The following is a 26610-nucleotide window of genomic DNA, read 5'->3' as shown; positions in this document are numbered from 1 at the left end:
GACCGGAGGGTAAGGGTATCTACCGACCAACGCTTACACAAGAGCCATTACAGAAGAGAATCCATGGATATCGCCGAACTGCTCGCTTTCTCCGTCAAGAACAATGCATCCGACCTGCATTTGTCCGCCGGACTTCCGCCGATGATCCGCGTGGACGGCGACATACGCCGTATCAATGTGCCGGCGCTCGACCACAAAGAGGTGCACGCGCTGATCTACGACATCATGAACGACAAGCAGCGGCGCGATTACGAGGAGTTTCTGGAGACCGACTTTTCGTTCGAGCTCCCCGGCGTCGCACGCTTTCGTGTCAACTCGTTCAACCAGGACCGGGGCGCGGCGGCGGTATTTCGAACCATTCCGTCCAAGGTTTTGACACTGGAGGAACTGGGTTGCCCCAAATTTTTCCAGGACGTCACCATGCACCCTCGCGGCCTGATCGTGGTCACCGGGCCCACCGGATCGGGCAAATCGACCACCCTCGCCGCGATGATCGACCACATCAATTCAAACCAGTACTCTCATATCCTGACGATCGAAGACCCCATCGAGTTCGTGCACTCCAGCAAAAAATCGTTGATCAACCAACGCGAAGTTCACCGGGACACTTTGGGTTTCAACGAAGCCTTGCGCTCGGCTCTGCGCGAAGACCCCGACGTGATTCTGGTCGGCGAAATGCGCGACCTGGAAACCATCCGCCTCGCATTGACCGCCGCCGAAACCGGTCACTTGGTTTTCGGTACCCTGCACACCAACTCGGCTGCCAAGACCATAGACCGCGTCATCGACGTTTTCCCGGCCGCCGAAAAAGGCATTATTCGGTCGATGCTGTCCGAATCCCTGCAGGCCGTGATCTCCCAGACTCTGCTCAAGAAAAACGGCGGCGGACGCACGGCGGCCTGGGAGATCATGGTGGGCACGCCGGCGATCCGCAACCTCATCCGCGAAGACAAGGTCGCACAGATGTACTCGGCCATCCAGACCGGGCGCAAGGACGGCATGCAAACGCTCGACCAGCACTTGCAGGAACTGGTCGAAAAAGGCGTCGTGGCGCGTGCCGCCGCTCGGGTCAGAGCCGTCAATAAAGCCGCATTCTAAAGCCGGAGAACAAGCTCGTGGACTTCGAATCCTTGCTCATGCTGATGACGCAGAAAAAAGCGTCCGACCTCTTCATCACCACCAATAAAGAACCGTGCATGAAGATCGACGGCGTCATTCAGCCGATATCGAACGCCAAGCTGAGCAAAGAGCAGGCGCGGCAGATCGTTATCGGGGTCATGAACCAACGCCAGCGCGACGAATTCGAGAATACCAAGGAGTGCAATTTCGCGATTTCATCGCCCGGCCTAGGCCGCTTCCGCGTCAGCGCCTTCATCCAAAGAGACACCGCCGGAATGGTGTTGCGGCGGATCGAAACGAACATTCCGACAGTCGATGATCTGAATCTGCCGCCGATCCTCAATGAATTATCGATGACCAAACGCGGCTTGATCCTGTTCGTCGGTGCGACCGGAACGGGAAAATCCACATCGCTGGCCGCCATCATCAAACATCGGAACGAGCATTCGAGCGGGCATATCATCACGATCGAAGATCCGCTGGAATATGTGCATCCGCATGCCGGCTGCATCGTCACCCAGCGCGAGGTCGGGATCGATACCGAATCCTACGAGGTGGCGCTCAAGAATACGCTGCGGCAGGCACCCGACGTTATTCTGATCGGAGAAATCCGGACCCGCGAGACGATGCAGCATGCCATCACTTTCGCCGAGACGGGCCATCTCTGCCTAAGCACACTGCACGCCAACAACGCTAATCAGGCGTTGGACCGAATCCTTCACTTTTTTCCTGAAGAGATGCACCCGCAGCTATTCATGGATCTATCCCTCAACCTTCGGGGCATCATCGCTCAACAGCTCATTCGCAGGGCCGATGGCAAGGGACGGTATCCGGCGGTGGAAATTCTCTTGAACACCCCGCTCGCTTCAGATCTCATCCGAAAAGGCGAGGTACATAAGCTGAAGGAACTGATGAAACATTCGCGGGAACAGGGTATGCAAACCTTCGATCAAGCCTTGTACGATCTGTACAAGGCCGGAAAGATCACGTACGAGGATGCCCTACATGCCGCAGATTCGAAAAACGAAGTCAGACTGATGATCAAGCTGGGCGAGGAAGGCAACCTCGAGAAATATGCGGGCCGGCATGACACCATGTCCATCGCGGACGACAATTGACCTCCTCGTAAAAACTCCACGCCCTTTACCTGCGTTCTGATCAGTACGCGAGACGGATGCGACGCTCGTCCTTCCCCGCTCTACCGCTTCAGGCGGGCCGTCACGTCTCGCAATACGGACTCCACCAACCTCTCGTCCTCGCTGGCATACCGTAGCGCATCCCTCTCACGCCTCAGCCAGGTGAACTGCCGCTTGGCGAATTGGCGGGTGGCGATGATACCGCGCTCGATCATGGTGCCGCGGTCGTATTCGCCCTCGAGATAAGCCCAGACCTGTCGATAGCCGACGGCGCGAATGGAGGGCAGATCGGCGTGGAGATCGTCCCGTTCGTGCAAGGCGCGGACTTCGTCGATAAATCCGCCTTCGATCATGGTCAAGAAGCGCTGGCGAATCCGTTCATGCAGGGCCTCGCGGCTTGCCGGCGCGACGATGAGTTTGATCAGATCGAACGGCAAAGGCGGCGACCGGGTCTCGGCGCACAGCACGGACAGCGGAACCCTGGTCGCGTGGTATACCTCCAGGGCCCGCTGGATGCGCTGGGGATCGTTGGGATGAATGCGAAGCGCAGCTTCCGGGTCGATTCGACCGAGTTCCTCGTGCAGTTTCGCCCAGCCGACCCTCGCCGCTTCCTCGTCGATCTGCCGCCGAATCTCGGGATCGGCGGCGGGCAGACTCGAAAGCCCGTAAAACAAGGCGTTGAAGTACAGCATCGTGCCGCCGGCGAGAATCGGCAGCTTGCCGCGGCTTGTTATGTCCTGCATCGCCGCGAGCGCCTCGTCCCGAAAACGCCCGGTGGAATAGGATTCGGCTGGATCAAGAATGTCGATCAGATGGTGCGGAATGCCTGCCCTTTCCTCCAAGCTCGGCTTGGCGGTGCCGATGTCCATGCCCCGGTAAACCAGTGCGGAATCGACGCTGATCACTTCTCCGTCCAGCGTCTTGGCCAATTCGATGGCCAGCCGCGTTTTGCCCGAGGCGGTCGGCCCCATCAGGGCGATAGCGGGTGGTAATTCAGTCACTGGCCGCGCATGAACAAGCGGTTCAGATCCTTGAGGCTTAGCTCGATCCAGGTCGGGCGCCCGTGGTTGCACTGGCCGCTGCGCTCCGTCGCTTCCATGTCGCGGAGCAGCGTGTTCATTTCCGGCACGGTCAGCTTGCGGTTGGCCCTGACCGATCCGTGGCAGGCCATGGTCGCCAGAACCTCGTTCATGGACTGCTCGATCCGGACGCTCCGTCCATGCTGGTTGAGATCGGCCAACACATCGCGCACCAGGCGCTCGCCGTCCGCATCCGCCAGCAAGGCCGGCACCGCTCGCAACATGAGCGTATCGGGGCCGCTTCGGCGAAGTTCGATGCCGAGGCTTTCGAACACACCGCCCGCCTCCTCCGCCAAGTCGGCCTCGGCTGCGGTAACCTGAATTCGGATAGGCAGCAGCAAGGGCTGCATCGGAACCGATCCCGCGCAGACCTGCTCCTTCAGCTTTTCATAGGTGATGCGTTCGTGGGCGGCGTGAGCGTCCACCACGATCAGCCCGTTGCGGCTCTCGGCCAGAATGAAAGCGCCATGAAGATGCGCCACCGCAAAACCGAGTGGCGGAGTCGTTTGCTCATCTGGCTCCGGTTCCTGCGGCGCTTCCGGCTTAGGAGCCGGAGCGGAATAAAGATCGGCATAACTTTGAATCGCCTCGGCCACTTGCAAGGGCAGCGTAGCTTGGCGGTGCGGTTTAGAAAACTCGGGTGCCGAAACTGCACGCGCCGGCCTGTCTTCCGGATGGGACGCCGGCTCGGTTTCAACCGCCCGCGGCTTGGTCTCGGCCAAAGCCCGGTGCAACGCGCGAAACAGAAAATCGTGCACCGTCCGGGAATCGCGGAAACGCACTTCGAGTTTGGCGGGATGAGCATTGACATCGACCAACGTCGGGTCCAGCTCCAGATACAACACGTACACCGGCTGACGCCCATGGTAAAGCACGTCCTGATAAGCCTGCTTCACGGCATAGCTCACCAGCTTGTCCCGGACCAAACGCCCGTTGACGTAGAAGAACTGCATGTCGGCCTGGCTGCGGGAGAACGTCGGAAACCCCACCCACCCGGAAAGCCTGAGACCCGCCGCCGAAAACTCCACCGCCAGCGCGTTTTCCAGAAATGCCTCACCGAGCACCAAGGCCAGGCGTCGCTCGATTTCGGCCTGGGTTTCCGCCGGCCGCAAGCTCAATACCGTCCGCTCGTCGTGCTTCAAGGAAAAGCCCACTTCAAACCGGCTCAGCGCCATACGCTTGATCAGTGTTTCGATATGGGAGAACTCGGTCTTTTCCGACCGGAGAAACTTCCGGCGCGCCGGCGTGTTGTAGAAGAGATCGCGAACCTCCACCGTCGTGCCTTCGGGATGGGCCGCCGGCTGCACGTCGAAATCGGTTTCCGTCCCGTCCGCGGTGACTCGCCAGGCGCAACGCTCGCCGCGCGTCCGCGAGGTCAAGGTCAAACGGGCCACCGAACTGATGCTGGGCAAAGCTTCGCCCCGGAATCCCATGCTGGAGACCCGCTCCAGATCCTCCAGACTGGCGATTTTGCTGGTGGCGTGCCTGGACAGGGCGAGCGGCAATTCCTCTCTATCGATGCCGCAGCCGTCGTCGCGGATGCGCATCATGCGCAATCCGCCCTGTTCCACGTCGATGGCTACCGAGCGCGCGGCGGCGTCGAAGGCATTTTCGACCAATTCTTTCACCACCGAGGCGGGGCGCTCGACCACCTCGCCGGCGGCGATTTGGTTTATAAGTTGCGGAGGGAGAATGCGGATGGGCATGGCAGATGGAATCGGCGATCGAGAAAACGGTTTGGCGGTTAGACAGAACCGCAAGAGAAAGGATTCACCAGCTAGCTATTCTCGGGAAAATACTGAAATTATGAAAGACGGGAATAAAGGTGGTCTTGCCGACCTTCGGCGGAAGCGCTTTATTTTCGAATGACCGGCTTCTTGCCGTCGGATTCGGCCACGCTCTCCAGAGCATCGGCCATGCGCAGATCGACCGGAACCATCGGCCGAATTTCGGCGAAATAATTGCGGATGCCGTCGAATATGGCGCGAGCCACCTGATCCTGATGGCTCGAATTGCGCAGATTGCGCTCTTCGTCCGGGTTGGATATGAACGCCGTCTCCACCAGTATCGAGGGAACGTCCGGCGACTTGAGCACCGCAAAACCGGCTTTTTGCACGTCCCGATGATGTAAATGGAAATCTTTTTTCAGTTCTCCCAGCACCTTTGCGGCCGCGCGGTTGCTGGCTTCTAGCGTGGCGGTTTGCGACAGATCGAGCAGCACCGAAGCCAGCAATTTGTCTTTTCCCCTGAGCTGAACACCGCCCACCAAAGCGGCGTTTTCCCGGTCCGCCAGCCAGCGCGCCGCTTCGCTGGAAGCGCCGTGATCCGACAGAGTGAATACGGAAGACCCCTTTACGTCATTGGCGACGTAGGCGTCCGCGTGCAGGGAAATAAACAAATCCGCCTTCGCCTTGCGGGCGAGTTCCGCCCGTTCGCGCAAATCGACGAACTGATCGCTCTTGCGCACCATGACCGCCCGCATGCCCGGTTCGGCTCGGATCAGCCGTTCGAGCTTGCGGGCGATAGCCAGCACCACGTCTTTTTCATAGGTTCCGTTGGGGCCGATCGCGCCGGTATCTTTGCCGCCGTGGCCGGCGTCGATGACGATCACCCGCTCCTTGGCCAGCGCCGGCTTCAGGAAACGGACCGGCCTCGCTTCGCCCGGCGAGCTTCCGGCCTTGGCCGAAACCGGCTTGGCTGCGATTTTCGACGCTTCCGCAACGCTAGGCGGTTTTGAAGATTTGACCGGCTCCCTGGAAGCCGCCTTTTCTCCCGCCCGATCGGTCGAAACCGGGGGCGTCAGTTCGAGCACCAGGCGCGAGCTTCCCTTGAGACGGGTTACGTAAGACTTGTATCCGGCCGGGCGCTTAAGATCGAGCAAAATCCTGGGGCTGTCCTTGGCCTTGCCCGACACCGGAATGAGCCTCGCGATCAGGGGATGAGACGCCAGGGGTAGTCCGAGTTTTCCGGACAGGGAAACATTTTCTAAATCGATTTGCAGCTGATTCGGCTTGCTTCCGCGGGAGATTCGGTATTTGGGCGGCGCCGAGAAATCGAAAACCAGCCGTGAACTCTGCGCGGCGGACTCAAGCTTCACCGAGTTCATCTGCACGGGCGCGCCGAAAACCAGCGGCGCGTAGCCGCAAAACGTGAACACCAGCCATGTGATTAGAGTTTTTTTTTCCATGAACGAAGCCGCCATGCGTGAAAGCCCCCGGAAAACATAGTCCGAGCTGCGGAAAACCGCAAGGAAATAGGCTACTCGGCTTGCAGCCTGGCCAATACGGCTACACCGGAGTCGGTGCCGGCCGATATCTCCGCCATGCGCCCCGTACCCGATATTTCCAGGCGGATCTCGAGATCCGCCTCGGGCAATAGCCCCGCGCCGCGCTCCGGCCATTCGATGAAGCAAACCGCGTTCGGCCGTAGATAGTCCCGGAACCCCATCCACTCCAACTCTTCCGGATCGTTCAGCCGGTACAAATCGAAATGGTAAACGATCCGATCCCCGAGCGGGTATTCTTCGACCAGCGTGAAAGTCGGGCTTTTCACCGGCCCCGAAAACCCTGCCGCCCGGAGCCAGCCGCGCACAAACGTGGTTTTGCCGGCGCCGAGGTTTCCGAGCAGGAAGACGAGCCCGTTCGACGACATCGCTCGATAGACGCGCCCGGCGAATGCGAGCGTTTCCGCCTCGTCCCTAAGAGTCACTTTCATAAATTGACGAGCCGGCGCAAAGGATCCATCAAATCGCAGGCCAAGAGTCCCCTTTCGCCGGCCTTCGCCGCCTCGTCGCCCGCCGCGGCATGCAATTGCACGCCCAAGGCCGCCGCCTCGAAAAGATCCAGACGTTGCGCCAGCAATCCCGCGATAACGCCGGTCAGCACGTCGCCCATGCCGCCGCTGGCCATGCCGGGATTGCCGGCGGTACAGACATAGGGCAATCCGTCCGAGCCGCAGACCAGGCTGCCGGAACCTTTCAATACGGCTACGCCGCCGAACTTCGCCTGAAGGTTCCGAACGGCGCTGAATCGATCTTTCTGTATGTCTGCGGAAGACGAGTCGAGCAGCCGCGCCGCTTCCCCCGGATGGGGCGTGATGGTCCAGTTGTCCCGTTTGCGGGGGCTTTCCGCCAGAAGATTGAGCGCGTCGGCATCCGCCACGACCGGCAAATCGGTTTCCAACACCGTGCCGAGCAGCGCCTTCGCCCATTCCGAACGGCCCAGGCCAGGCCCGATAGCAACGACCGTGGCCCGCTCCAAGGGTATCCGCAAGTCCTCGGTGGTTTCGACGCCGTGGCACATCAGCTCCGGCCGGGTCAGGTTGAGCGAGTCGGCATGGGACTTCCGCGTGGCGATGCTAATCAACCCCGCTCCAACCCGAGCCGCGGCCTCCGCTGCCATGCGAGGGGCACCGCTGTAACCGCAATCGCCGCCGACCACCAGCACGTGGCCGAAATGGCCCTTATGGGCATAACGCGGACGCGCCGGCAAGCCGCGTTCCCACGGCGGCAGCAGCATGGCCGAAGGTTCGACGGAATATCGCACTTCCGGCGGTGTGCCCAGATCGGCAAAGACGATCTCGCCTGTGTATTCCGGACCTTCGCCGGTAAAGAGCCCCTGCTTGAGACCGATGAACGTCACGGTCAAATCGGCCTTGACGGCAACGCCCAGAGCGGAACCGGTATCGGCATGAAGCCCGGACGGAATATCCAGCGCCATCACCCGACCGGAGAACCGGTTGACGGCCCTGATCACGTCCGCGTAAAGTCCGTCGACCTTCCGATCCAAGCCGGTGCCCAAAAGTCCGTCGACCAGCACTTCCGCACCCTCGAAATCGGCCGGGATAAAATCCAATATTTCGCCGCCCGCCGCTCGATAATCCTGGTAAGCCGCCAGGGCATCCCCCTTGAGATTCGCGGGCGGCGAAACCGGATAAACCCGCACGTCCATCCCCGCCTCGTGCGCCAAGCGGGCGACCACATAAGCGTCTCCCCCGTTGTTGCCGCCGCCGCAAATCGTCGACAGCGTGCGCGCTCCCGGCCAGCGTTCGTGCAAAGCGGCAAAGGCCGATGCGCCGGCGAGGCGCATCAACTCGATGCCGGGAATGCCCACCGTTTCGATGGCATAACGGTCCATGGCGCGCACGTCCTCCGCGCGATAAAGATCCTTCGGGAAACTTCGGCTGTATCGTTCGCTCATAACCCAGTAAGCTGTACCCAAACTACGCTCGTTCCGTTTACATTCTGGCTCAAACTCCGCACCGCCTCCACACTTCTGTGACTTCGTCCGCTCGCGATTACTCCGCTCTCGCCGCCAAAATCAAGACCTGGGGCAAAGAACTCGGCTTTCAGCAGGTCGGAATAGCCGATACCGACCTTTCTGCGGCCGAACAGCAGCTTCAAGAATGGATAGACGAGGGATTCCACGGAGAAATGGACTACATGGCGCGGCATGGCACCAAGCGCAGCCGTCCGGAAGAGCTGGTTCCCGGTACGCTCCGGCTCATCAGCGTACGCATGGATTATCTCCCGGAGAATCGAACCACGGTTAGGGAGCGGCTGGACGACCAGACCGCCGCGTTCATCTCCCGCTACGCCCTTGGCCGCGATTACCACAAGGTGCTCCGCAAGCGCTTACAGCAATTGGCCGAGCGCATCGCAGTCGAAATCGGCCCCTTCGGTTATAGGGTCTTCGTCGACAGCGCGCCGGTGCTGGAAAAGGCGCTCGCCGCCAAAGCCGGGCTCGGCTGGATCGGCAAGCACACCAATTTGATCAACCGCAAAGCAGGCTCGATGTTCTTCCTGGGGGAGATTTACACCGATCTCCCCTTGCCCATCGATGCCGAAACGACCAATCACTGCGGGAGCTGCACCGCCTGCATGGAGGTCTGCCCCACCCAAGCGATCGTTGCGCCTTATCGCCTTGACGCCCGGCGCTGCATCTCCTATCTGACCATCGAGTTGCGCGGACCGATTCCCGAAGAATTTCGCACCGCCATCGGCAACCGCATCTACGGCTGTGACGACTGCCAGCTCGTATGCCCGTGGAACCGCTATGCGCGGCTGACCGAGGAAGCGGATTTCATGCCGCGCCACGGTCTCGATACCGCCGGGCTGATCGACCTTTTCCGCTGGGATGAAGCGACGTTTCTACATAAGACCGAAGGCTCTGCCATACGCCGCATCGGTTACGAACGCTGGATCAGGAATATCGCCGTGGCCTTGGGTAACGCTGAAACGTCTACTAAAATCGTCGACGCGTTACGAGCGCGGATAGACGACCCGTTGCCTTTGATCAGGGAGCACGTGCGCTGGGCGCTTGCACGGCACTGCTCCAACGAGCGACAGCCGCACCGTGCGGGAGCCCAAGCGTCTTCTACGTCCTAAAGAAGCTCTGATTAAGAGCGTATCCCAGTAGGCCGTTCGCCCTGAGCCCTTCGACTCGGCTCAGGACAGGCTTGTCGAACGCTCTCCTGAGCCTGCCCTGAGCCTGTCGAAGGGGCATGAACGGAATCCACTTGCTCAGAGCTTCCTTAACGCCGCGTTTTCTTAGTGGCGGGAGCCGATGCTTTGACAAAGGCGGGACCCTTGATGCGAAGCTGGTCGGACAATTGCTTCAGAGTATCGTTGAGCGCGGCGCGGGTCGCCTGACCCAGGGCGCTCGCTGCAAACGCGGATTCCCCGCCCCCGACGCCGAACAACGAGAAACCGCTGGTGGCGGATTCGGAGGTGAAGGAGCCGTGGGAAGTAATCGTTCCCACCATGCGGCCGCTGCTAGGCTCGACCACTTGCAGGTCCATGCCCACCGCCCCGGTTCGCCGGGCCTTGGTGTTTTCCCAAGTCGGATTGGCGGCAGATACGGCAGCACCGGCGATGCCCGCGGCGGGTGTCCCCGAAACGGCGCCCGCGATGCCGAGCACTGTTCCTGCCCAGCCGAGCGATCCACCTTTGCGCTCGTCGTTGGCTTCGGCAACCTCGTTGAATTCCGTGATCGTACCCTTGATCACGAACGGCCCGACCTCGCCGGGATTCAGCAGCTTTGCGGGATTGCTTTCGTTCTTGCGGTAATGTTCGTAGTCGACGACCACGATGTTCCCTACGTTGCCGAGGGCACTGATTAATTGCGCGGCGACGCCTTGCCCGACGCGATCGCTCATGCCTTGATGGTCGGGCGTGTAAGCTCCCGGTGCCGTAGGTGCGGCCCCTCCGAGAATACCCCAGCCGAAGGGTCCCCAGCCGTAGCGGGCCCCGGTCGGAGCCTGTGTCACGCCGCCCCCCGAACCGGTTCCGACACTCAAAGGCTCCACCGTGACGACGTACATGGGTTGAGAACCGTCGAACGGAATCCGCACCACTTCCACCTGCGTCGAAACCGGCGCCGCGTGCGTGGCCTGCACCGACGATTTATCCACCGTCGCCGCGCAGCTCACGAGAAATGGAACCGCTGCCCCCACTAACCAAGACTTTAGTTTCATTGTTCTTCTCCGGTTATTTTCGTTTGTTGTCGTCCCACGCCGAAAGTCCGGCGTAAACCCACGCCGTTGAAGGTTAGCACACTGCACTACCGCGTCCCAAAGCTGCCGCGCCAAGCCGATGCGGCGGATTCGGCGTTCCGCCCTCCCTCGACATAGCGTAAAATCCGGTGCATTCGTCTCCAACTCGTAAGGAGTTAACGCCCATGAACTTTTTTTTTCGCGTGCTGCTCGCCGCAATCGCTTTGTCCGCCCTGCAAACCGTCCGGGCGGAAGACGAATGGCAGGGCACCACCCTTTCGGACCAGACTCTGGAGAAAGTCAACCTGGCTTTAGTCGCATACCAGACCTGCGTCAACAGCGAAACCCGTGCGCGGGTCGGCGAGCAGGCGGATTCGCGTGCACTCACCGATCGCGTTTTGAAAACGTGCGAAGAGAAGCTGTCGAAGGTCAAGGCGGCGTTCGATAGCGAAAAAGTACCCGGCACGATCTCCGAACGATATATGCGCAGCCGCCGCACTCAGGCCGCACGTCAGGTCCTGCGCACATTGATGGGTGCTCAGGCGGCTCAAGCCGCGACCGGGCAGCCCTAATACGATCGTCCTACCCCGCGCTTAGTTTTCGGCCGGCTGTCCCGCCGATGCCGGCGGCTGTATTTGCCGCACCAACCGCGCCTGCGTCCCAGGGCACCACTCAACGCAAAGAGGATCCGAATGCAATTCGACCCAACTCTCATTCCGACCACGCTCGACGCCGTACACATCGGACTTGCAGCCCTCGTGGTCATTCTGCTGATTCTGCAGATCCTTCTGCTGTCCGTAGCCGTCATCGCTTTGATGCGCCGTGGGCGGCGGGCAGCCGAACCAGTCGTTGCGCCGGTCCCCGCCGGACCGGCCCCCGTTCCGGTCAGGGAGGCACCCAAACCCTTGGAAGTCGTCAAACCGGAACGGCCGGAGCCGGTGGTTGTCAAAGAAGCCACACCGGATGCGGCCCTACAGCTTCTCGGACTTTTGCAGAAAGAAGCCCGTTTTATCGACTTCGTTCAGGAGAACGTCGGCGCCTATTCCGACGCCGAGATCGGCGCGGCGGCTCGAGTCGTACACGAGGGATGCCGCAAAGTATTGAGCCAGCATTTCGAGCTTGAACCGGTGCGCAAAGAGCAGGAGAACTCCCGCGTTACTCTGCCCAAAGGCTTCGACGCTTCAAGCGTAAGGCCCACGGGCAACATCGTCGGCGATCCGCCGTTCACCGGCACATTGATACACCGCGGCTGGCGCGCTACGGCCGTCAGACTGCCCAAGATCGCCGAAGGACATGACGTACGCATCATCGCCCAAGCAGAGGTGGAATTGTGAGCGAAACCCAGTATTCCGTCGGCATCGACCTCGGCACGACCAACAGCGTCGTGTCCTATGTCGATCTCAGCCAGTGCGACGGCGAAAAAGCGCCGATCGAGGTTTTGGATATCCCGCAATTGACGTCGCCCGGTACGGTCGGCGAAAAAAGGCAGTTGCCTTCGTTTCTTTACCAGGCTCACGAGGCCGAGCTCGCACCGAGCGACATCGTGTTGCCCTGGAACGAACATCCGGAAGCCATCGTCGGTGACCTGGCAAGGCAACTCGGCGGCAAAACGCCCATCCGGCTGGTAAGCAGCGCCAAGAGCTGGCTATCTCACAGCGGCGTCGACTGCCGCGCGCCAATCCTGCCCGTTCAGTCACCGGAGGAAGTAAAGCGCGTTTCGCCTCTTCAAGCGTCGATCGAATATCTCCGCCACATGCGTGACGCCTGGAACGACCGCTATCCCGACGCGCCCCTGAGCGAGCAGGAACTGGTGATCACCGTACCGGCGTCCTTTGATCCGGCGGCTCGGGAACTGACCGTGGAAGCCGCCCACGCCGTGGGCCTGCGCCAGGCCATTCTGCTCGAGGAGCCGCAGTCGGCGCTGTACAGCTGGATTCAGACCAGCGAAGGAAAATGGCGCGAGCAGGTCAAGCCGGGCGACATCATTCTCGTCGTGGACGTAGGCGGCGGTACCACCGATTTGTCGCTGATCGCCGTGACCGAGGAGGAAGGCAATCTGATCCTCAACCGCGTCGCCATCGGCGATCACATTCTCCTCGGCGGGGACAACATGGACCTCGCCTTGGCTTATGTCTTGAAAATGAAGCTCGAAGCCGAGGGCAAACGGCTGGAACCTTGGCAGATCCAGGCACTCATGCACGGCTGCCGGGACGCCAAGGAATCCTTGCTGTCCGACTCGGATACCGACGAAGTCGCCGTCGTCGTCCCCAGCCGCGGTTCGTCGCTCATCGGCGGCACGCTGCGTACCAGCCTGACCCGCGACGAGGTCGGACGTACCCTGGTCGAAGGCTTCTTTCCGAAGGTGCAAATCACAGACCGTCCTGCCGTTCAGGCTCGCACCGGTCTGACCACCCTGGGCCTTCCGTATGCCAAGGACGCACGGATCACCTGTCATCTCGCCGCCTTCCTGAGCCGACAGATCGGCGCGACCGGCGAATTGCAGGGATTCAACCTCCCTGCCGATGCCCAGTTCCTGCATCCGACCGCGCTGCTCCTCAACGGGGGTGTATTCAAGTCCGAGGCGCTCGAAAAGCGCTTGCTCGATGTACTCAATAGCTGGCTTCAGGCCGACGACGCACCGCATGCCCGACTGCTGCACGGCGCCGACCTGGATCTAGCCGTGGCCCGTGGTGCCGCTTATTACGGCTATGTCCGCAAAGGTCGTGGGGTCCGCATCCGCGGCGGCACCGGTGCTGCCTATTACGTGGGCGTCGAGAGCGCCATGCCCGCCGTACCGGGCTTCGCCCCGCCGATCGAGGCCCTGTGCATCGCGCCTTTCGGCATGGAGGAAGGTACCGAGGCGGATCTGCCGCCTTACGAGTTCGGATTGGTCGTGGGCGAGCCAGTGCGCTTCCGTTTCTTCGCGTCCAACGTCCGCCGCGACGACGTGGTCGGCACGCGCCTCGACTACTGGTCGGAAGACGAAATGGAAGAACTGGACGAAATCGAGGTCACCTTGCCGGCAGAAGAGTACCAGGCGGGCGATGTGGTCCCGGTTCATTTGGCCGCCAGGGTCACCGAAGTGGGCACGCTGCAACTGGAAGCGGTCGCTAAGGACGGCGACAAACGCTGGAACGTCGAATTCGATGTCCGTGCAGGCGAAAAGCCTTTGCCGTCGGATGAAAATGTCGCACCGGAGGAACCGATCTTGGGCAATCTCTCCGAGCGGGCGACCGAAACCGCATCCGACGAAGCAGCTTCGGAAGCACCTGGCGACGACGCTTCGGCCAAAAAAAGTTTTTGGTCTTTCAATAAATAATCCTGCAAACCGCAGGGGCAATGCCCCTGCGGCCATCCTCACCCATGCCCGCATCATCAAGCCAGACGCCTCGCTATCTTGTCGGCATCGATCTCGGCACGACCCACACCGTGGTCGCCTATGCAGACCTCACCAAAGGTACTCCGGCCGAAATCGAGCTTTTTCAAATCGACCAATTGGTTGCGCCGGGCGAAGTGGCGGCTGAACCGCTGCTGCCGTCTGTTCGCTATCACGCATCGCCGGACGAACTGACCGTAGCGGACGTGCGATTGCCCTGGCCTTCTTCGGAGCCGGAGTCGGCTTATCGTCCGATCATCGGCAAGCTGGCGCGGATCTTGGGCTCGAAAAGCCAGGGACGTTTCGTGACCAGTGCCAAGAGCTGGCTGTCCCATGCCGCCGCGGACCGGACTGCCGCTATCCTCCCCTGGGGCGCGCCGGAGGAGATTCCGAAAATCTCTCCGGTCGAAGCCAGCGCGAGCTACCTCCGCCACGTGCGTTCGGCCTGGAATCATCACCATCCCGAGGCGCCACTGGAAGAGCAGGAGATCGTGGTGACCGTACCGGCCTCATTCGACGAGGCCGCACGCACTCTAACGCTCGAAGCCACCCGGCTGGCCGGATTCGCGACAGCGCGCCTGCTCGAAGAGCCGCAAGCGGTCTGTTACGACTGGCTCTGGAACCACCGCCAGTCCTTACGTCAGCAGCTCGGCGGCGTGCGCTTGCTGCTGGTCTGCGACGTCGGCGGCGGCACCACGGACCTGACCTTGATCAAGGTCGAGCCAGGCGAGGACGAACCCAAGCTCACCCGTATCGCCGTCGGCAATCATCTGATGCTGGGCGGGGATAACATCGATCTCACCTTGGCTCATCTTGCGGAACGCCGCCTGGTGGGCGAGGATCGAAAGCTGTCTGCGGCCGAGCTTTCCCAACTGGTCGAACAATGCCGGTTAGCCAAGGAACGGCTGCTGGCTCCCGATGCGCCGGAAGCCGCGACCGTAACACTACTCGGCACGGGAGCCCGGCTCATCGGAGGCGCGCGCTCGGTCGAGCTGACCCGAAGCGAGGTCCATGGCATCGCTCTCGACGGTTTTTTCCCGATGGTGAGCCTCGCCGATCATCCCGACCGAAAACGCAGCGGCGTCGTCGAATTCGGCCTGCCCTACGCCGCCGATCCCGCGATCAGCAAGCATCTGGCTGCTTTTCTGACTCACCACTTCGAAACTGCGCGAGAGGCCCTCGGATCGGACTCCGCCGACCCCATTCCCGATGCTGTTCTTCTCAACGGTGGCGTGTTCCGCAGCTCGACCATAGCCCAGCGTCTCGTAGAACTTGTGACGTTTTGGGGAAAACAACGCCCCGTCCTGCTCAAAAACGACCGTCCCGATCTGGCAGTAGCCTACGGCGCGGTAGCCTACGGACTCGCGCGGCGCGGCCGTGCCGTTCAGCGCATAGGCGGCGGCTCGGCGCGCAGCTATTTTCTGGTGGTGGAAACCGGCCGGGACGAGATCCCCAAGGGTATCTGCATTCTGCCGCGGGGGACCGAAGAGGGCCGGGAGATCGTGTTGACCGACCGCTCCTTCCTGCTCAGGCTAGGACAACCGGTGCGTTTCAACCTGGCCTCAACCAGCGAGGACCGGCGTTTCCAGCCGGGAGACCTTGCCGAAATCGACGAAGACCGTTTCGTTCACTTGCCGCCCCTCGCTGCTGTCTTGGAGCGGGAAAGCGCACAAGGGCGAACGGAGCAAGCCGTGCAGATCGCCGCATCCCTAACCGAGGTCGGCACTCTCGATTTGCACTGCGTAGCAGCCGACGATCCCGACCGGCGATGGCGGATCGAGTTCCAATTGCGGCAGGCCGTCCCGCAGACGGTTTTGCCCGAAGCCCGGCACCACCCGCGCCTCGATGAAGCCGTCGAGAAAGTCCGCCTGGTGTTTGGGAAAAAAGCGAAAGCGGCCGACACCAAGCTGGTCAAAGGATTGCGCGGCGAACTTGAAAAGATTCTCGGACCGCGAGCGGATTGGGACACCGCCCTATTACGCGATTTGTTCGGCGCCCTGCTGGAAGGCCTGCCTCATCGGCGGCGATCGGCCGAGCACGAGCGCCTGTGGTTCAGCCTGACCGGATATTGCCTCCGTCCCGGATTCGGCTATCCCTTGGACGATTGGCGGGTCGAGCAGGTCTTCGCGATTTACGGGCAAGGTCTGCAATTCGTCAACGAAATCCAGAACTGGACTGAATGGTGGACGTTCTGGCGCCGCCTCGCTGGCGGCTTGAACGAAAAGGCGCAGCTTTCGATATTCAAGGATGTGGCCGACTTCATCAATCCGGAAACCGCCAAGCGCGGCAATCTCCCTGCCCTCGCCAAAAAGCGCAGCTATGAGGACATGGTGAGACTTGCGGCCGTGCTGGAACGGCTCCCCGTATCCCAAAAGGCCGAATTGGGAAGCTGGCTTCTCCAGCGCCTGTCCAAGCCCAGCGAACCCGCCGAAAGCTGGTGGGCGCTAGGCCGCGTCGGTGCTCGCGTACCGTTCCACGGCAGCGTGCATAACGTGGTTTCCCGCGTCACGGCCGGGGAATGGCTGGCCCAGATCCTGAGCCGCGACTTCAAAAAAGAGCCGCATGCCGGCTTCGCCGCCGCTCTCATCGCGAGACTCAGCGGTGACCGGGAGCGTGACATCGATCCGGCGCTGAGGCAACGCGTCATCGAGCGGCTGAGAGTCGGCAAAGCGCCGGACTCCTGGATTGGCATGGTGTCCGAAGTAAAAGAACTTTCCGAAGCCGACGAAAAACGCATCTTCGGCGAGGCATTGCCCCCCGGCCTGAAGCTGATTGCCTGATGCGGCGAAGTCCGTAGGATGCGCTGAACGAAGGGAAGCGCATCGTTAGCGATAAGCTGCCGGAGCCATAAAGCCGCCCATTCCCATTCAGCTTCCGTTCAGGAACAGAAGACTATCTTCATCCTGCCGGCAAATCTCACGGGTTTGAATCCGGCGCCAGTTTCGAGTTTTTGAACGGGGGATCAAGTCATGAGACCGCTGAATAAAATCATAGCCCTAAGCACAATCGCCTTACTCGCTTTTGCATCGGGCGCGCGCGCCGACCGCGACCATTGGGGCCACGGCCATCATCGCGGCCACCACGATCATGGGTATCGTCACCATGGTCACTACGATCATGGACATCATCACCACGGCCATGATCATCACCGCCCGAGAGTGATTCACCATTACTACGAGCCTGCGCCACGTTATTACCGGCCGCCGCGCGTGGTACATCGCCATATTCACCATTACCAGCCGCCGCGAGTCGTCTACCACGACGATTACCCTTCCTATTACGGCCGTAGCAGCGGTTTGTCCGGAGCCATACCGATCGTCGCGGGTGGCGTCCTCGGCGGCATGGTTGGAGAACAAGTCGGCTACGGCAATCATGGCGCCATCATCGCCGGCTCGGTAGCCGGAGCCGTGTTGGGACACGAGATCGGCCACTGATCCAGGAACATCATTGACCCGTGGCTTGGTAGAGCCCGTTGTCGGTCTGGAAACGACAGTGTTATTCTGCGCTCACCTCAGTGCCGGGCGGCATTTTGCGGCCCGGCTCATACTTCGGAAACGCCCTAGTCGCATCGAGCCGCGTGATAAACAAACGCTTTTTGTCCTTCACCCTGGGCTGTTCGCTGCTGATGGCATTTCCGTCCTATTCACAGCCGCCGTTCGGTCCGGAGGGTTTGATGACGCCGTTCATCGCGCGCCAGCCTCAGTTCGGGCCCGGCATAAGCCTAGACGAGGCTGTTCAGCGCATCCGGCGTGAAACCGGCGGTCGCATACTGGCTGCCGATACCATCAGAAATAACGGCACGATCACTTATCGCATCAAAGTGCTCATGCCGGACGGCCGCGTGCGCGTCTTCCATGTCGACGCCAACCGATGAGACACCAAAGGCGCCAGTCCGGAATGATCGCTGCGGTTGGCTCCCGTGCCGAAACTCCGCTGCCACGAGTGATGTCGGCTAAGTCCCTCAAACAAGCTGTGTTCAAGCGAGTTTCATGCGCCTACTGATCGTCGAAGATGAAGCCGAGCTCCGCTCTCAGCTAAAGTCGCGCTTGCAAGCCCTCGGTTACGCTGTCGACACCGCGGCCGACGGCAAGGAAGCAGTCTTTATGGGAAACGAATATCCGTTCGATCTGGCTATCGTCGATTTAGGGCTGCCGCTGGTGTCCGGCATCGACGTCATCAGACATTGGCGCGCCGACGGCATCAACTTTCCGATTCTGATCCTCACCGCGCGCGACCGCTGGCAAGACAAGGTGGAAGGGCTGGACGCCGGAGCCGACGATTACCTGAGCAAACCCTTCCATTTCGAAGAACTGCTCGCCCGGACCAAGGCGCTGTTGAGGCGGTCCGCCGGCATCGCGCAATCCCTGCTGCGGTGCGGCCCTATCGTGCTCGATACCGGAGCACAGAGCGTACGTGTCGACGGCCAGCCGGTGGAGTTGACCGCGCAGGAATACAAGGTTCTCGAATATCTGATGCTGAATACCGGCAAGGTCATCTCCAAAACGGCCCTGACCGAACACATCTACGACCAGGAATTCGATCTGGACAGCAACGTGATCGAAGTCTTCATCGCCAGGCTGCGTCGGAAACTCGATCCCCAGAACGTCCATCGCCCCATAGAGACGCTCCGCGGACGCGGCTACCGGTTTACCCTGGAACGCACGCCCGGATGACCTATTCCCTTCGGACGAGGGGACTGCTCGTCGCCAGTGTGGTGCTGATCGCCTTTCTCAGCGCAACCGGGCTGGTCCTCGACAAGGCCTTCCGCGACAGCGCAAAGGCGGCCATGCGCGACAGGCTGCAAGGGTTTGTCTATACCCTTCTGGCCGGCTCGGAACTCGATGCCCGAGGCGTCATGAAGGGCCCCGAAAACCTGCATGAGCCTCGCTTCAATCAAACCGGGTCCGGGCTTTACGCCGACATCCGTCGAGGCAACCGCAAGCCGGACTGGCGATCCCCGTCCGCAGCGGGCATTGAAATTCCCGCGACACTCACACCTCAGACCGGCACTGCCACATTCAGCAGCGCCGTATTGGAAGACGGCACGCCGGTTTATGTGCTCAGTTTCAGCGTACTGTGGGAGGAAGAGGGGCGCAGAAGACCGGTTCGCTGCGTGTTTCGCGTGGCCGAAACCCTGGACGGATTCTACGCAGAGGTCAATCAATTCCGGCGCAGTCTCTGGAGCTGGCTCGGAGCCGCGGCGCTAGTGCTGCTGCTGGTGCAAGGCGCTATTCTCCGCTGGGCGTTCTCGCCGCTCCGCCGGGTCGCGGCCGACCTTTCGGCCATCGAGGCGGGCCATGCCGACAAACTCGTTGGCCAGTATCCGGAAGAACTGCGCGGACTGACCGACAACCTCAATGCTCTGTTGGAGAATGCACAGTCCCACCTTGCCCGGTATCGGGATGCGCTGGGCGATCTCGCGCACAGCCTGAAAACCCCGCTCGCCGTGTTGCGCGGCGCCATCGAAAAACAGAATTCGGACGCCGACAGCGAAATCGGCGCGGTAGCCCAGGAACAGATCGACCGCATGACTCGAATTATCGAGTACCAACTGAAGCGAGCCGCCGCCTCCGGGCGAACCCACCTGACCCCGCCGGTCAGTGTCGCGGAAAAGTCCCGCCAAGTCGCGGCCGCACTGGCCAAGGTCTATGCCGAAAAACAGGTCGACTGCCGAATCATGGTCGAGGACGACGTCGTCTTTCACGGCGACGAGGGCGATTTGCTCGAGATCCTTGGGAACCTACTCGACAATGCCTTCAAGTGGTGTCGAAGCCGAGTCGAACTGAGCGCCCGGACGGTTTTGGAACCGCTGGGAACGAGCTCGCATCTCGAATTGCGGGTGGACGACGACGGCCCCGGAATTGCCGAAGATGTGGCCGAGCGCGTTACCCGCCGCGGTGAGCGCACCGATACCTCGGTGCCGGGACACGGCCTGGGCCTCGCCATCGTGGATTCCATCGTGCGGACCTATCTCGGCCAGCTCGTGATCGAGCGAAGCCCGCTCGGGGGGGCAGCAATCCTGATTCGGAATGTCGGCTAACATGGTCCGCATCGAATAGTTCGATAAATTGTCTCGAATTCGATCTAATGAAAGGGTTATCCGGGCGCTCCCCGGATGACCGTTTGCGATTGGAAGGGCGGCTTCGGCGCTCCCGAAGACGCCGTTTGCGATTGGAATGTGAATTCGCCTTTTACTCACTACTTTTTACCGTATTTTCATCCGGAGAAAACCATGGCCGAAGCCACTTCGAACGACACTCTGACCTTGACTCCGCCCCAGCCGGTCCCCGAAATCGACGAGGAACAGGCGACCAGCATGGTTAAACTGGATCAGGAAACCATTTCCAAATTGGACGAGAAAATTACGGAATTCCTGCACACCGTCCTAGCCGCCGATGTGAACGACGCCGAATTCCGGGAACGGCTATCCGGCGTACACAACATGGGCAATCGCGAGATCAGGGCCGCGGCAACGGTTTCGAACCGGCTTCTGGAACGCCCGGTACGGGCCATGAAATCCGGAGTGTATGACGAGTCTTCGAGCATCTCGAAATCGCTTCAGGAACTGCGCGCGACCGTGGAGCAGCTCGACCCTTCGCGTCAGGGCGACCTCCTGGCCCCGCGGAAACTCCTCGGAATCATTCCGCTCGGCAACAAGCTCAAAAATTACTTCGAAAGCTATCAATCCGCGCAAACGCATCTGAACGCCATCATCCAGGCGCTCTACAATGGCCAGGACGAGCTCCGCAAAGACAATGCCGCTTTGGAGCAGGAAAAAATTCATGCCTGGGAAGTCATGCAAAGGCTCGAGCAATACATCTATGTGGGGAAAAAACTTGACGAGGCCATTGAACGCCGCCTGCCGGAAATCGAGGCGCAAGATCCCGAGAAAGCGCGCGTCGTCCGCGAGGAGATGCTTTTTTATACGCGCCAGAAAGTTCAGGATCTGCTGACCCAGATGGCGGTGACGATCCAGGGTTATTTATCGATGGACATGATTCGCAAGAACAACCTGGAGCTGATCAAAGGCGTCGACCGAGCCACGTCGACGACCATATCGGCACTGCGAACCGCGGTCATCGTGGCGCAAGCGCTGACCGATCAAAAGCTGGTGCTGGATCAGATTTCAGCCTTGAACACCACCACCGGCAATCTCATCGCCTCCACGTCGCGCCTCCTGAAACAGCAAGCGGCCCGTACTCACGAACAAGCCGCCAGTTCGGCGGTATCCCTGGATCAGCTGAAACAGGCGTTCGAGAATATCTACGAGACCATGGATGCGATAGCGACATACAAGACTCAGGCGCTCGGCAATATGAAGGAGACCGTCAAGCTTCTAACGCACGAAGTCGATAAAGCCAAGACCTATCTCGACCGGGTTCGGAGCGAACAGCAAGCCGAGGTCATCAAAGAATTCGAATTGGACGAATCGGACGAGATTCGGCTCTAAAGCGAGCCCGACAGCGGAAGAGCATCTCGCTTTTACAACCAGATTCTGCTCCGGCAGAACACGGCGAATCCAGAACGAGGTGGGTAAGCAAGAGACTTGGACTCCAAAGCCTGTTAGGAACTCCGTTAGCCAATTGCATTATCGAGGCTAGGGAACCCTGTTGAGTCAACCGATATCTTGGCCTAGATGATTGATTCTTCGAAGTATCCGTGAAAGCTCGTAACAGGTTCGTTGGCCGGCGCCAGTTCCGCTGAGGTGGCATGATGCCCCTAAACACAATACGAAGAACTGCGCCAGATGCATCACGACGCCGGCCGCTCGTCGGTCGCAATGTCGTAAGCTTCGCGTTATCGACAATTCCGACCGACTAGCCAACGAGGCGGCATCGGATGGTCATGCGAGGGGGAATGGCGCGGAGCAATAAAGCATCATCCCCGACAGACCGTTTCACCTTCTGCTCGTTCGTATTCGAACTGTCAATCCCTTTCCATTCGGCTCGGCTGCGTCGGAATAGTTTGAGTGCTCGGTGTCTCCTGTTTCTGGCACTCGTTTTCACTCCCGTTCGCGTCCCGCCGGTGGGCTTCTAACGGCTCATTCCATCCCTTTCGGACCGGATAAACGCGCCGACGCCCAATGACTTTGATACACCCGTTCTGCATATAAGTTCTTCCTGTTGTCTTTTCCTAACACGAGGCTATCGTTTCTATTTGACAAACTAATGACGCAACGGGTTCTTTGGTGTCCCGCAAGATCCGGTAGCGCGCCATTCGACCTCGGAAGATTCCCAAACTGTAGAAAAAATCGGTCACATGCGCGCTAGAATCACCTTCAAGGGGCAAAACACCTACAAACTGCCACTCTTAAGCTAGAATACGGAATCTCCTTAGCCGCCCTGGCTCATCGAACGTCGATGACTTCACTTATCCACTTATCTTCTGCGATGACTCAAATAGGAGACCTACCCTATGAACAAACATGTCGGACACGACCATCTTTCCGGTAACCGTTTCCAGATCGTCGGCTTGGATCCGGCGGCAAACACGGTAGCGATACAATACGATCCCAACGCTTGGATGCCGAATGCCGAACCCAATCAACAGATGACATGGACCGAATTCGTCAGTCATCTGATCAACGGCCATTTTGAAATCTATCGCGGGACTTGATCCCTTTGTTTTTCTTGCCTGCACGCGCGGCGACTGCCGTGTTGGGAAACTCCGAAAATACGCCATCGACGCCTAAGCTATAAAACTGGTGGTACTCCTTCAGCGGATCGCCGCCATAGTCGCTTGCCAGATAGCGAGACTCGTCGCGAAACGTCCAGGCGTGAACGAACAGGCCGACACTGTGCGCATCCCGAACGACAGCGGTCGGGTACCCCAATTTCTCACCGTAATCATTCTCCGACGCGCCGACTTCGCCGGGATCGGCAAGACCGATCAAATAACGTTTCCATGGTCCGATTCCGTCGGCATAGGTTTTGATTTCCATTAGCCCCTCCGGAGTCAAAAGGTCCGCATAGGTACGGGGATCGCCGCCTGCGGTGAAATCGTACGGCTTGCCGGGTATCGGGCCGCCACCCGGCGCAACACCATCCCCATCGATGAGCTGCACGAGCCGGACCTCCGTCATCTTCCTCAAGGCTTTCAAATTGTCCGTCTCGAAGGACTGGATCACTACAGGAGCCGCTCTTCCGTTCAGTCCGTATCGCTCCAGCATCTCGACCAGTTTCTCCTCCAGCGGCAGGCCGACCGATCGATGGTGAGTGGGGTGCTTGGTTTCCGGATAAATGCCGATGACCCGTCCGCTCCGTTCACTTGCTCGTTTTGCCAATTCAACCACTTCCTGGAAGGTCGGGATTTCGAAGCGGTCGTTGAACTGCTGCGGGCGGAACGGAAGACGTTGCCTGGCGCGCAATGTCTTAATTTCGGCAAGCGTGAAATCGTCGGCAAACCAGCCCTCCGCCTGTCTCCCGTCGATGATCTTGGAAGTGCGGCGGGCGGCGAACTCGGGATGCTCGGCAACATCGGTGGTTTCGCTGATGTTTAGCTCGTGACGCACGATCAACATCCCATCCTTGGTGGACACCAGATCGGGCTCGATAAAGTCCGCGCCTTGCTCGATCGCGAGCTCATACGCGGCAAGCGTATGTTCCGGCAAATAGCCGCTAGCGCCACGGTGGGCGATGACGACGGGCGGTGCTCCGCTTAAGGTCGGAAAGCTTGAGTGAGGCGTACAACCGGTCATGATCAGAATGCAGCAGACGCTAAATCCAAACCCATTGGTTCGGAGATTCTGCCTATTCCATGCACACTTGAAAACGGGATTTTTCGAACGCGATATCGCCGATTTCGACAGCCAACAAACATACATCGTCTTCGAACTCCCCATGGAGAGACGGGCCACGAACACCGTTGAGCAGTTCCTGAACCAGTACCTCGCCCGATTGGCTCATGGTCGCTGCCGCTAACTCCAGCAAACGCTCCTGGCCGAGGATGTCGTCGTCCTCCCCCCGGATTTCGAACAGTCCGTCGGTGAAGAGCAGCACGGCATCCCGCGCCTTCAATTCGGCGCTACCGGTACGATAAGTCACGTCGGGTCTCACGCCGAGTACGCCGCCATTGCTCGATTGCGCGCAATCCAGGTGCACTGCGCGTCCGGATCCCCGACGTAGGTGGATGGGGCAAGGATGTCCGGCATTGGCGTATCGGAGCTGGCCGCCTCCGATATCGATCACCAACGAAAAAGCCGAGGCAAACGTCGACAGATTGCTGCACTTCAAAATCTCGCAAAGACTTCGGTTCAGCGACGTCAGTAACCTGCCCGGATCGCTGGCCGCCTCGCGATGATTCTGTATCAACGCCCCCATCATCGCCATCACCAAGGCTGCCTGCACACCGTGCCCCATAACATCAGCGATCAGAATGGCGATAGCATCGTCGGCGATCGGAAAAACCTCGAAAAAATCGCCGCTTACCAGACCGAGGGGGGCATAGTGGCTGAAAATGCGTACGACACTTGAGTCCGGCGCGACCTCGGGAGGAATGGTCGGCACCGTCCGCGGCAACATGGCCAGCTGTACCTCGCGGGCCATGCGCAAGTCTTCCGTCAACTGCTGATTGCGTCGGCTGATTTCGGCCTGCTTTTGCTCCAATTGCACGATGCTTTGCATCAACAGCCGGGTCTGGAGGCGGACCAAGGTTTGCACCGAAATAAGCCCCAGGAACGTGCATCTATCGTCGACCAACAGCACGTCCTGATTGAAGCTTTCGCCGGTCCGCGAAAACACGCGCTGAAGCACGTCCGCCCAAAGCTGGTTGATGTTGATCAACAAAGGCTGTGCGACCAGATGATCGCGGACCGGCGCCGTTCCGAACAGCGAGAACCCGTATTGAGAGCCGAGACACATGCCGATTTCGTGGCGCGCGCACAGGCCGATCACGCGTTTCCTGTCGAGGACGGCCATGAAGCTGACGTCAGCCTGCCGGAACTTCTCCTGGACGCGAGCCAGAGGCTCGTTCTGCTGAACGCAGGTTCTGTGATCCACCAAGTTTTCCCAGTCGACGCTCGCCATCTCGGAAATCGATTCGGTGAGGCCAATCGGGTTCTGTCCTGTTTCTAAATCGTTCATTGCTAGGATTTCCGCACTTTGGCGTTCCAACTCGTTACCCGCTATCTTACCGGAATCGGGATGTGCCATTGTGCTGAATGCGCCGGCTTAGTCCGTACGGCTTTTCCGACCGCGGCGTTTCGGATTTCGAAACTTTCCCGCCCTTTTTCGTTCGAAGTGTCAACTTCTCGTTTAGAATCTAGACCCATGCCGAACACTGGCTATCCGGATACAGCAAATCCGTTCCAATCGCTCCGAAAAATGAGTTCCAGACCCAAACTCCAACGCAACCGTCAGCGGCGCAGGCTGGGCGGCGTATGCGCAGGGATCGCGGATTATTTAGGCGTAGACGTCACGCTGGTGCGTTTTCTCTTCGCCCTATCCGTGTTCTTTTCGTTCAGCCTGACGATGTGGATTTATCTGGCGCTTTGGGCTCTGTTGCCGGCCGGAACCGAGGCGCCGATGCCGGACGTGTCCTGGCGTCTGTCCCGGGAACTCAGACGGGTCGAGAAACTGGTCCGCAAGGCCCATCGCCGGTTGCCGGCGCCAATCGCCGACGAGGTTCAGGAAACCTTCGACGTAATCAAGATCATCGCGCCCTATTTCGAACATACCGGTCTTGCGCCGAGAACGATCGATTCGCTAAGGGAGCAGGCGTTGCTGCGTTTTCCGGCCATCCTGAAACAAATGCTGCCCTTCCCCGTAAACCTGCCTCCTTTCAAACGCGCACACATGGAACTGGCGGAACTGAAGGATGAGCTTCAACGCGCCTCGAACGAATTGATCGATCAGGAGATACACCTCACCGTGGGCGATGCCGACATGATTTCGCCGCACGTAAGGTTATGGAAGGAACGGCTCGCACCTCTCAGAGAAATACTGCGCGAACGTGCGAGTGAAAGCACCTTGCGCACGCTGCAACAAATCGAAGAAAAACTGGCGTTTCTCATGGATAGGACCGATAGCGGCGGCGATGTGTTCGATTTGACGCCTTTCGAGGTGCGCAAGATCGCTTTCGATTATCTGCCGGATACCGTCAACCAATATCTGCAACTTCCGCCGGCCTTGGCGCGCTCGCAACAGTTGAGCAGCGGCAAGACCGCCGAGGAATCGCTCAACGACCAACTGAACTTGCTTGATCGCGCCCTGCACGATCTTGCGAAAAGCCTGTTTGAAAAGGACGCCCAAGGGTTGCTGGTGCACGGACGATTCCTCAAGGAAAAATTCGCCGAGCAATCCTTCCGGCTGCCGGATTGAATGCAGCAGCGGCCAAAACGCTCCGGAACCAAAGGTGTGTATGGCCCACGCCGGCCCCGCCAGTACCGAATTACTGCTGCCATGCCGCCAGC

The 26610-nt window shown here is 59.9% G+C and carries 23 protein-coding genes; 15 read left to right on the top strand and 8 right to left on the bottom strand.

Annotated elements, in window-relative coordinates; all coding sequences use genetic code 11:
* Positions 1 to 63 precede the first annotated feature (63 nt).
* Both ACR2R1_RS01365 and ACR2R1_RS01360 read left to right on the top strand, forming a co-directional pair.
* Positions 64 to 1098 carry a type IV pilus twitching motility protein PilT gene (locus ACR2R1_RS01365; protein WP_077729823.1) on the top strand — a complete coding sequence of 345 codons (1035 nt, stop codon included), beginning with the start codon at positions 64 to 66 and terminating at the stop codon, positions 1096 to 1098.
* Positions 1099 to 1115: 17 nt separating this feature from the next.
* Positions 1116 to 2237 (top strand): PilT/PilU family type 4a pilus ATPase, encoded by a 1122-nt coding sequence (locus ACR2R1_RS01360; RefSeq protein ID WP_347257359.1) that lies wholly within the window; start codon positions 1116 to 1118, stop codon positions 2235 to 2237.
* A gap of 80 nt (positions 2238 to 2317) precedes the next feature.
* Here the strand turns inward: ACR2R1_RS01360 and miaA are convergent, their stop codons facing one another.
* A complete protein-coding gene (miaA, locus tag ACR2R1_RS01355; RefSeq protein WP_434114165.1) occupies positions 2318 to 3226 on the bottom strand; it encodes a tRNA (adenosine(37)-N6)-dimethylallyltransferase MiaA in 909 nt (302 codons plus the stop codon).
* A 26-nt stretch (positions 3227 to 3252) separates the two neighbouring features.
* On the bottom strand, positions 3253 to 5040 hold the full coding sequence (gene mutL, locus ACR2R1_RS01350) for a DNA mismatch repair endonuclease MutL (RefSeq protein ID WP_434112323.1): 1788 nt from the start codon (positions 5038 to 5040) through the stop codon (positions 3253 to 3255).
* Here mutL and ACR2R1_RS01345 point away from each other — a divergent pair.
* On the top strand, positions 5033 to 5203 hold the full coding sequence (locus ACR2R1_RS01345; RefSeq protein ID WP_166642641.1) for a hypothetical protein: 171 nt from the start codon (positions 5033 to 5035) through the stop codon (positions 5201 to 5203). The genes mutL and ACR2R1_RS01345 overlap by 8 nt on opposite strands.
* On the opposite strand, the gene ACR2R1_RS01340 is transcribed toward ACR2R1_RS01345, so the two are convergent.
* The 3 genes from ACR2R1_RS01340 to ACR2R1_RS01330 form a co-directional block, all read right to left on the bottom strand.
* Positions 5190 to 6521: an N-acetylmuramoyl-L-alanine amidase gene (locus tag ACR2R1_RS01340; protein WP_434112321.1), complete on the bottom strand. Its 1332-nt coding sequence runs from the start codon at positions 6519 to 6521 to the stop codon at positions 5190 to 5192. The genes ACR2R1_RS01345 and ACR2R1_RS01340 overlap by 14 nt on opposite strands.
* Before the next feature lie 71 nt (positions 6522 to 6592).
* The gene (tsaE, locus tag ACR2R1_RS01335; RefSeq protein ID WP_133718295.1) at positions 6593 to 7048 is read right to left on the bottom strand and encodes a tRNA (adenosine(37)-N6)-threonylcarbamoyltransferase complex ATPase subunit type 1 TsaE; all 456 of its coding nucleotides are present in this window, start codon (positions 7046 to 7048) and stop codon (positions 6593 to 6595) included.
* The gene (locus ACR2R1_RS01330) at positions 7045 to 8532 is read right to left on the bottom strand and encodes an NAD(P)H-hydrate dehydratase (RefSeq protein ID WP_434112318.1); all 1488 of its coding nucleotides are present in this window, start codon (positions 8530 to 8532) and stop codon (positions 7045 to 7047) included. The genes tsaE and ACR2R1_RS01330 overlap by 4 nt, the downstream gene beginning before the upstream one ends.
* A 77-nt stretch (positions 8533 to 8609) precedes the next feature.
* On the opposite strand from ACR2R1_RS01330, the gene queG reads away from it, so the two are divergent.
* Entirely contained in the window at positions 8610 to 9719 is a 1110-nt protein-coding gene (gene queG, locus ACR2R1_RS01325; protein ID WP_077729829.1) for a tRNA epoxyqueuosine(34) reductase QueG, read from the top strand.
* A gap of 146 nt (positions 9720 to 9865) precedes the next feature.
* Here the strand turns inward: queG and ACR2R1_RS01320 are convergent, their stop codons facing one another.
* The gene (locus tag ACR2R1_RS01320) at positions 9866 to 10807 is read right to left on the bottom strand and encodes a hypothetical protein (protein ID WP_434112316.1); all 942 of its coding nucleotides are present in this window, start codon (positions 10805 to 10807) and stop codon (positions 9866 to 9868) included.
* A gap of 203 nt (positions 10808 to 11010) precedes the next feature.
* Between ACR2R1_RS01320 and ACR2R1_RS01315 the strand changes: the two genes are divergently transcribed.
* The 10 genes from ACR2R1_RS01315 to ACR2R1_RS01270 all read left to right on the top strand — a co-directional run bounded on the left by ACR2R1_RS01315 (position 11011) and on the right by ACR2R1_RS01270 (position 22817).
* On the top strand, positions 11011 to 11397 hold the full coding sequence (locus ACR2R1_RS01315) for a hypothetical protein (RefSeq protein WP_077729831.1): 387 nt from the start codon (positions 11011 to 11013) through the stop codon (positions 11395 to 11397).
* A 120-nt stretch (positions 11398 to 11517) separates the two neighbouring features.
* Positions 11518 to 12159: a DUF2760 domain-containing protein gene (locus tag ACR2R1_RS01310; RefSeq protein WP_077729832.1), complete on the top strand. Its 642-nt coding sequence runs from the start codon at positions 11518 to 11520 to the stop codon at positions 12157 to 12159.
* Positions 12156 to 14144, top strand: a complete 1989-nt coding sequence (locus ACR2R1_RS01305; RefSeq protein WP_077729833.1) for an Hsp70 family protein — start codon at positions 12156 to 12158, stop codon at positions 14142 to 14144. The genes ACR2R1_RS01310 and ACR2R1_RS01305 overlap by 4 nt, the downstream gene beginning before the upstream one ends.
* A 44-nt stretch (positions 14145 to 14188) precedes the next feature.
* Entirely contained in the window at positions 14189 to 16981 is a 2793-nt protein-coding gene (locus ACR2R1_RS01300; protein ID WP_434112313.1) for an Hsp70 family protein, read from the top strand.
* A 189-nt stretch (positions 16982 to 17170) separates the two neighbouring features.
* Positions 17171 to 17635, top strand: coding sequence for a hypothetical protein (locus ACR2R1_RS01295; protein WP_086135050.1), 465 nt, complete (start codon positions 17171 to 17173; stop codon positions 17633 to 17635).
* A gap of 143 nt (positions 17636 to 17778) precedes the next feature.
* Complete coding sequence (locus ACR2R1_RS01290) at positions 17779 to 18075, top strand: PepSY domain-containing protein (RefSeq protein ID WP_133718289.1); 297 nt, start codon at positions 17779 to 17781, stop codon at positions 18073 to 18075.
* Between the two features lie 115 nt (positions 18076 to 18190).
* Positions 18191 to 18874, top strand: coding sequence for a response regulator transcription factor (locus ACR2R1_RS01285; RefSeq protein WP_086135049.1), 684 nt, complete (start codon positions 18191 to 18193; stop codon positions 18872 to 18874).
* Entirely contained in the window at positions 18871 to 20241 is a 1371-nt protein-coding gene (locus ACR2R1_RS01280) for an ATP-binding protein (RefSeq protein ID WP_434112310.1), read from the top strand. Before ACR2R1_RS01285 ends, ACR2R1_RS01280 begins: the two co-directional genes overlap by 4 nt.
* A gap of 192 nt (positions 20242 to 20433) precedes the next feature.
* Entirely contained in the window at positions 20434 to 21651 is a 1218-nt protein-coding gene (locus ACR2R1_RS01275; RefSeq protein WP_086135047.1) for a toxic anion resistance protein, read from the top strand.
* Positions 21652 to 22616: 965 nt separating this feature from the next.
* Positions 22617 to 22817, top strand: coding sequence for a hypothetical protein (locus ACR2R1_RS01270; protein ID WP_077729838.1), 201 nt, complete (start codon positions 22617 to 22619; stop codon positions 22815 to 22817).
* Here the strand turns inward: ACR2R1_RS01270 and ACR2R1_RS01265 are convergent.
* Together ACR2R1_RS01265 and ACR2R1_RS01260 are read right to left on the bottom strand one after the other, a co-directional pair.
* A complete protein-coding gene (locus ACR2R1_RS01265) occupies positions 22783 to 23898 on the bottom strand; it encodes a glycerophosphodiester phosphodiesterase (RefSeq protein WP_434112308.1) in 1116 nt (371 codons plus the stop codon). The genes ACR2R1_RS01270 and ACR2R1_RS01265 overlap by 35 nt on opposite strands.
* Positions 23899 to 23950: 52 nt before the next feature.
* Entirely contained in the window at positions 23951 to 25282 is a 1332-nt protein-coding gene (locus ACR2R1_RS01260; protein WP_166642640.1) for a SpoIIE family protein phosphatase, read from the bottom strand.
* Between the two features lie 240 nt (positions 25283 to 25522).
* Here ACR2R1_RS01260 and ACR2R1_RS01255 point away from each other — a divergent pair, with 240 nt between their 5' ends.
* A complete protein-coding gene (locus ACR2R1_RS01255; RefSeq protein ID WP_434112306.1) occupies positions 25523 to 26518 on the top strand; it encodes a PspC domain-containing protein in 996 nt (331 codons plus the stop codon).
* Positions 26519 to 26610: the final 92 nt, after the last annotated feature.

The sequence above is a fragment of the Methylocaldum sp. GT1TLB genome (assembly GCF_051027445.1).
In the GTDB taxonomy this organism is placed as follows: Bacteria; Pseudomonadota; Gammaproteobacteria; order Methylococcales; family Methylococcaceae; genus Methylocaldum.
Note: the sequence above shows the minus strand (reverse complement) of the source record. Positions and strands in the feature narration are given on the sequence as shown.

Bases quoted from the DNA above. Each gene is read 5' to 3' on its own strand.
- ACR2R1_RS01365 (WP_077729823.1), top strand. From the start codon at position 64: ATGGATATCGCCGAACTGCTCGCTTTCTCCGTCAAGAACAATGCATCC.
- mutL (WP_434112323.1), bottom strand. From the start codon at position 5,040: ATGCCCATCCGCATTCTCCCTCCGCAACTTATAAACCAAATCGCCGCC.
- ACR2R1_RS01300 (WP_434112313.1), top strand. From the start codon at position 14,189: ATGCCCGCATCATCAAGCCAGACGCCTCGCTATCTTGTCGGCATCGAT.
- ACR2R1_RS01295 (WP_086135050.1), top strand. From the start codon at position 17,171: ATGAGACCGCTGAATAAAATCATAGCCCTAAGCACAATCGCCTTACTC.
- ACR2R1_RS01285 (WP_086135049.1), top strand. From the start codon at position 18,191: ATGCGCCTACTGATCGTCGAAGATGAAGCCGAGCTCCGCTCTCAGCTA.
- ACR2R1_RS01255 (WP_434112306.1), top strand. From the start codon at position 25,523: ATGAGTTCCAGACCCAAACTCCAACGCAACCGTCAGCGGCGCAGGCTG.
- ACR2R1_RS01260 (WP_166642640.1), bottom strand. From the start codon at position 25,282: ATGAACGATTTAGAAACAGGACAGAACCCGATTGGCCTCACCGAATCG.
- ACR2R1_RS01265 (WP_434112308.1), bottom strand. From the start codon at position 23,898: ATGACCGGTTGTACGCCTCACTCAAGCTTTCCGACCTTAAGCGGAGCA.
- tsaE (WP_133718295.1), bottom strand. From the start codon at position 7,048: ATGAAAGTGACTCTTAGGGACGAGGCGGAAACGCTCGCATTCGCCGGG.
- ACR2R1_RS01320 (WP_434112316.1), bottom strand. From the start codon at position 10,807: ATGAAACTAAAGTCTTGGTTAGTGGGGGCAGCGGTTCCATTTCTCGTG.
- ACR2R1_RS01310 (WP_077729832.1), top strand. From the start codon at position 11,518: ATGCAATTCGACCCAACTCTCATTCCGACCACGCTCGACGCCGTACAC.
- ACR2R1_RS01330 (WP_434112318.1), bottom strand. From the start codon at position 8,532: ATGAGCGAACGATACAGCCGAAGTTTCCCGAAGGATCTTTATCGCGCG.
- ACR2R1_RS01340 (WP_434112321.1), bottom strand. From the start codon at position 6,521: ATGGAAAAAAAAACTCTAATCACATGGCTGGTGTTCACGTTTTGCGGC.
- miaA (WP_434114165.1), bottom strand. From the start codon at position 3,226: ATGGGGCCGACCGCCTCGGGCAAAACGCGGCTGGCCATCGAATTGGCC.
- ACR2R1_RS01345 (WP_166642641.1), top strand. From the start codon at position 5,033: ATGGGCATGGCAGATGGAATCGGCGATCGAGAAAACGGTTTGGCGGTT.
- ACR2R1_RS01280 (WP_434112310.1), top strand. From the start codon at position 18,871: ATGACCTATTCCCTTCGGACGAGGGGACTGCTCGTCGCCAGTGTGGTG.
- ACR2R1_RS01315 (WP_077729831.1), top strand. From the start codon at position 11,011: ATGAACTTTTTTTTTCGCGTGCTGCTCGCCGCAATCGCTTTGTCCGCC.
- ACR2R1_RS01275 (WP_086135047.1), top strand. From the start codon at position 20,434: ATGGCCGAAGCCACTTCGAACGACACTCTGACCTTGACTCCGCCCCAG.
- ACR2R1_RS01270 (WP_077729838.1), top strand. From the start codon at position 22,617: ATGAACAAACATGTCGGACACGACCATCTTTCCGGTAACCGTTTCCAG.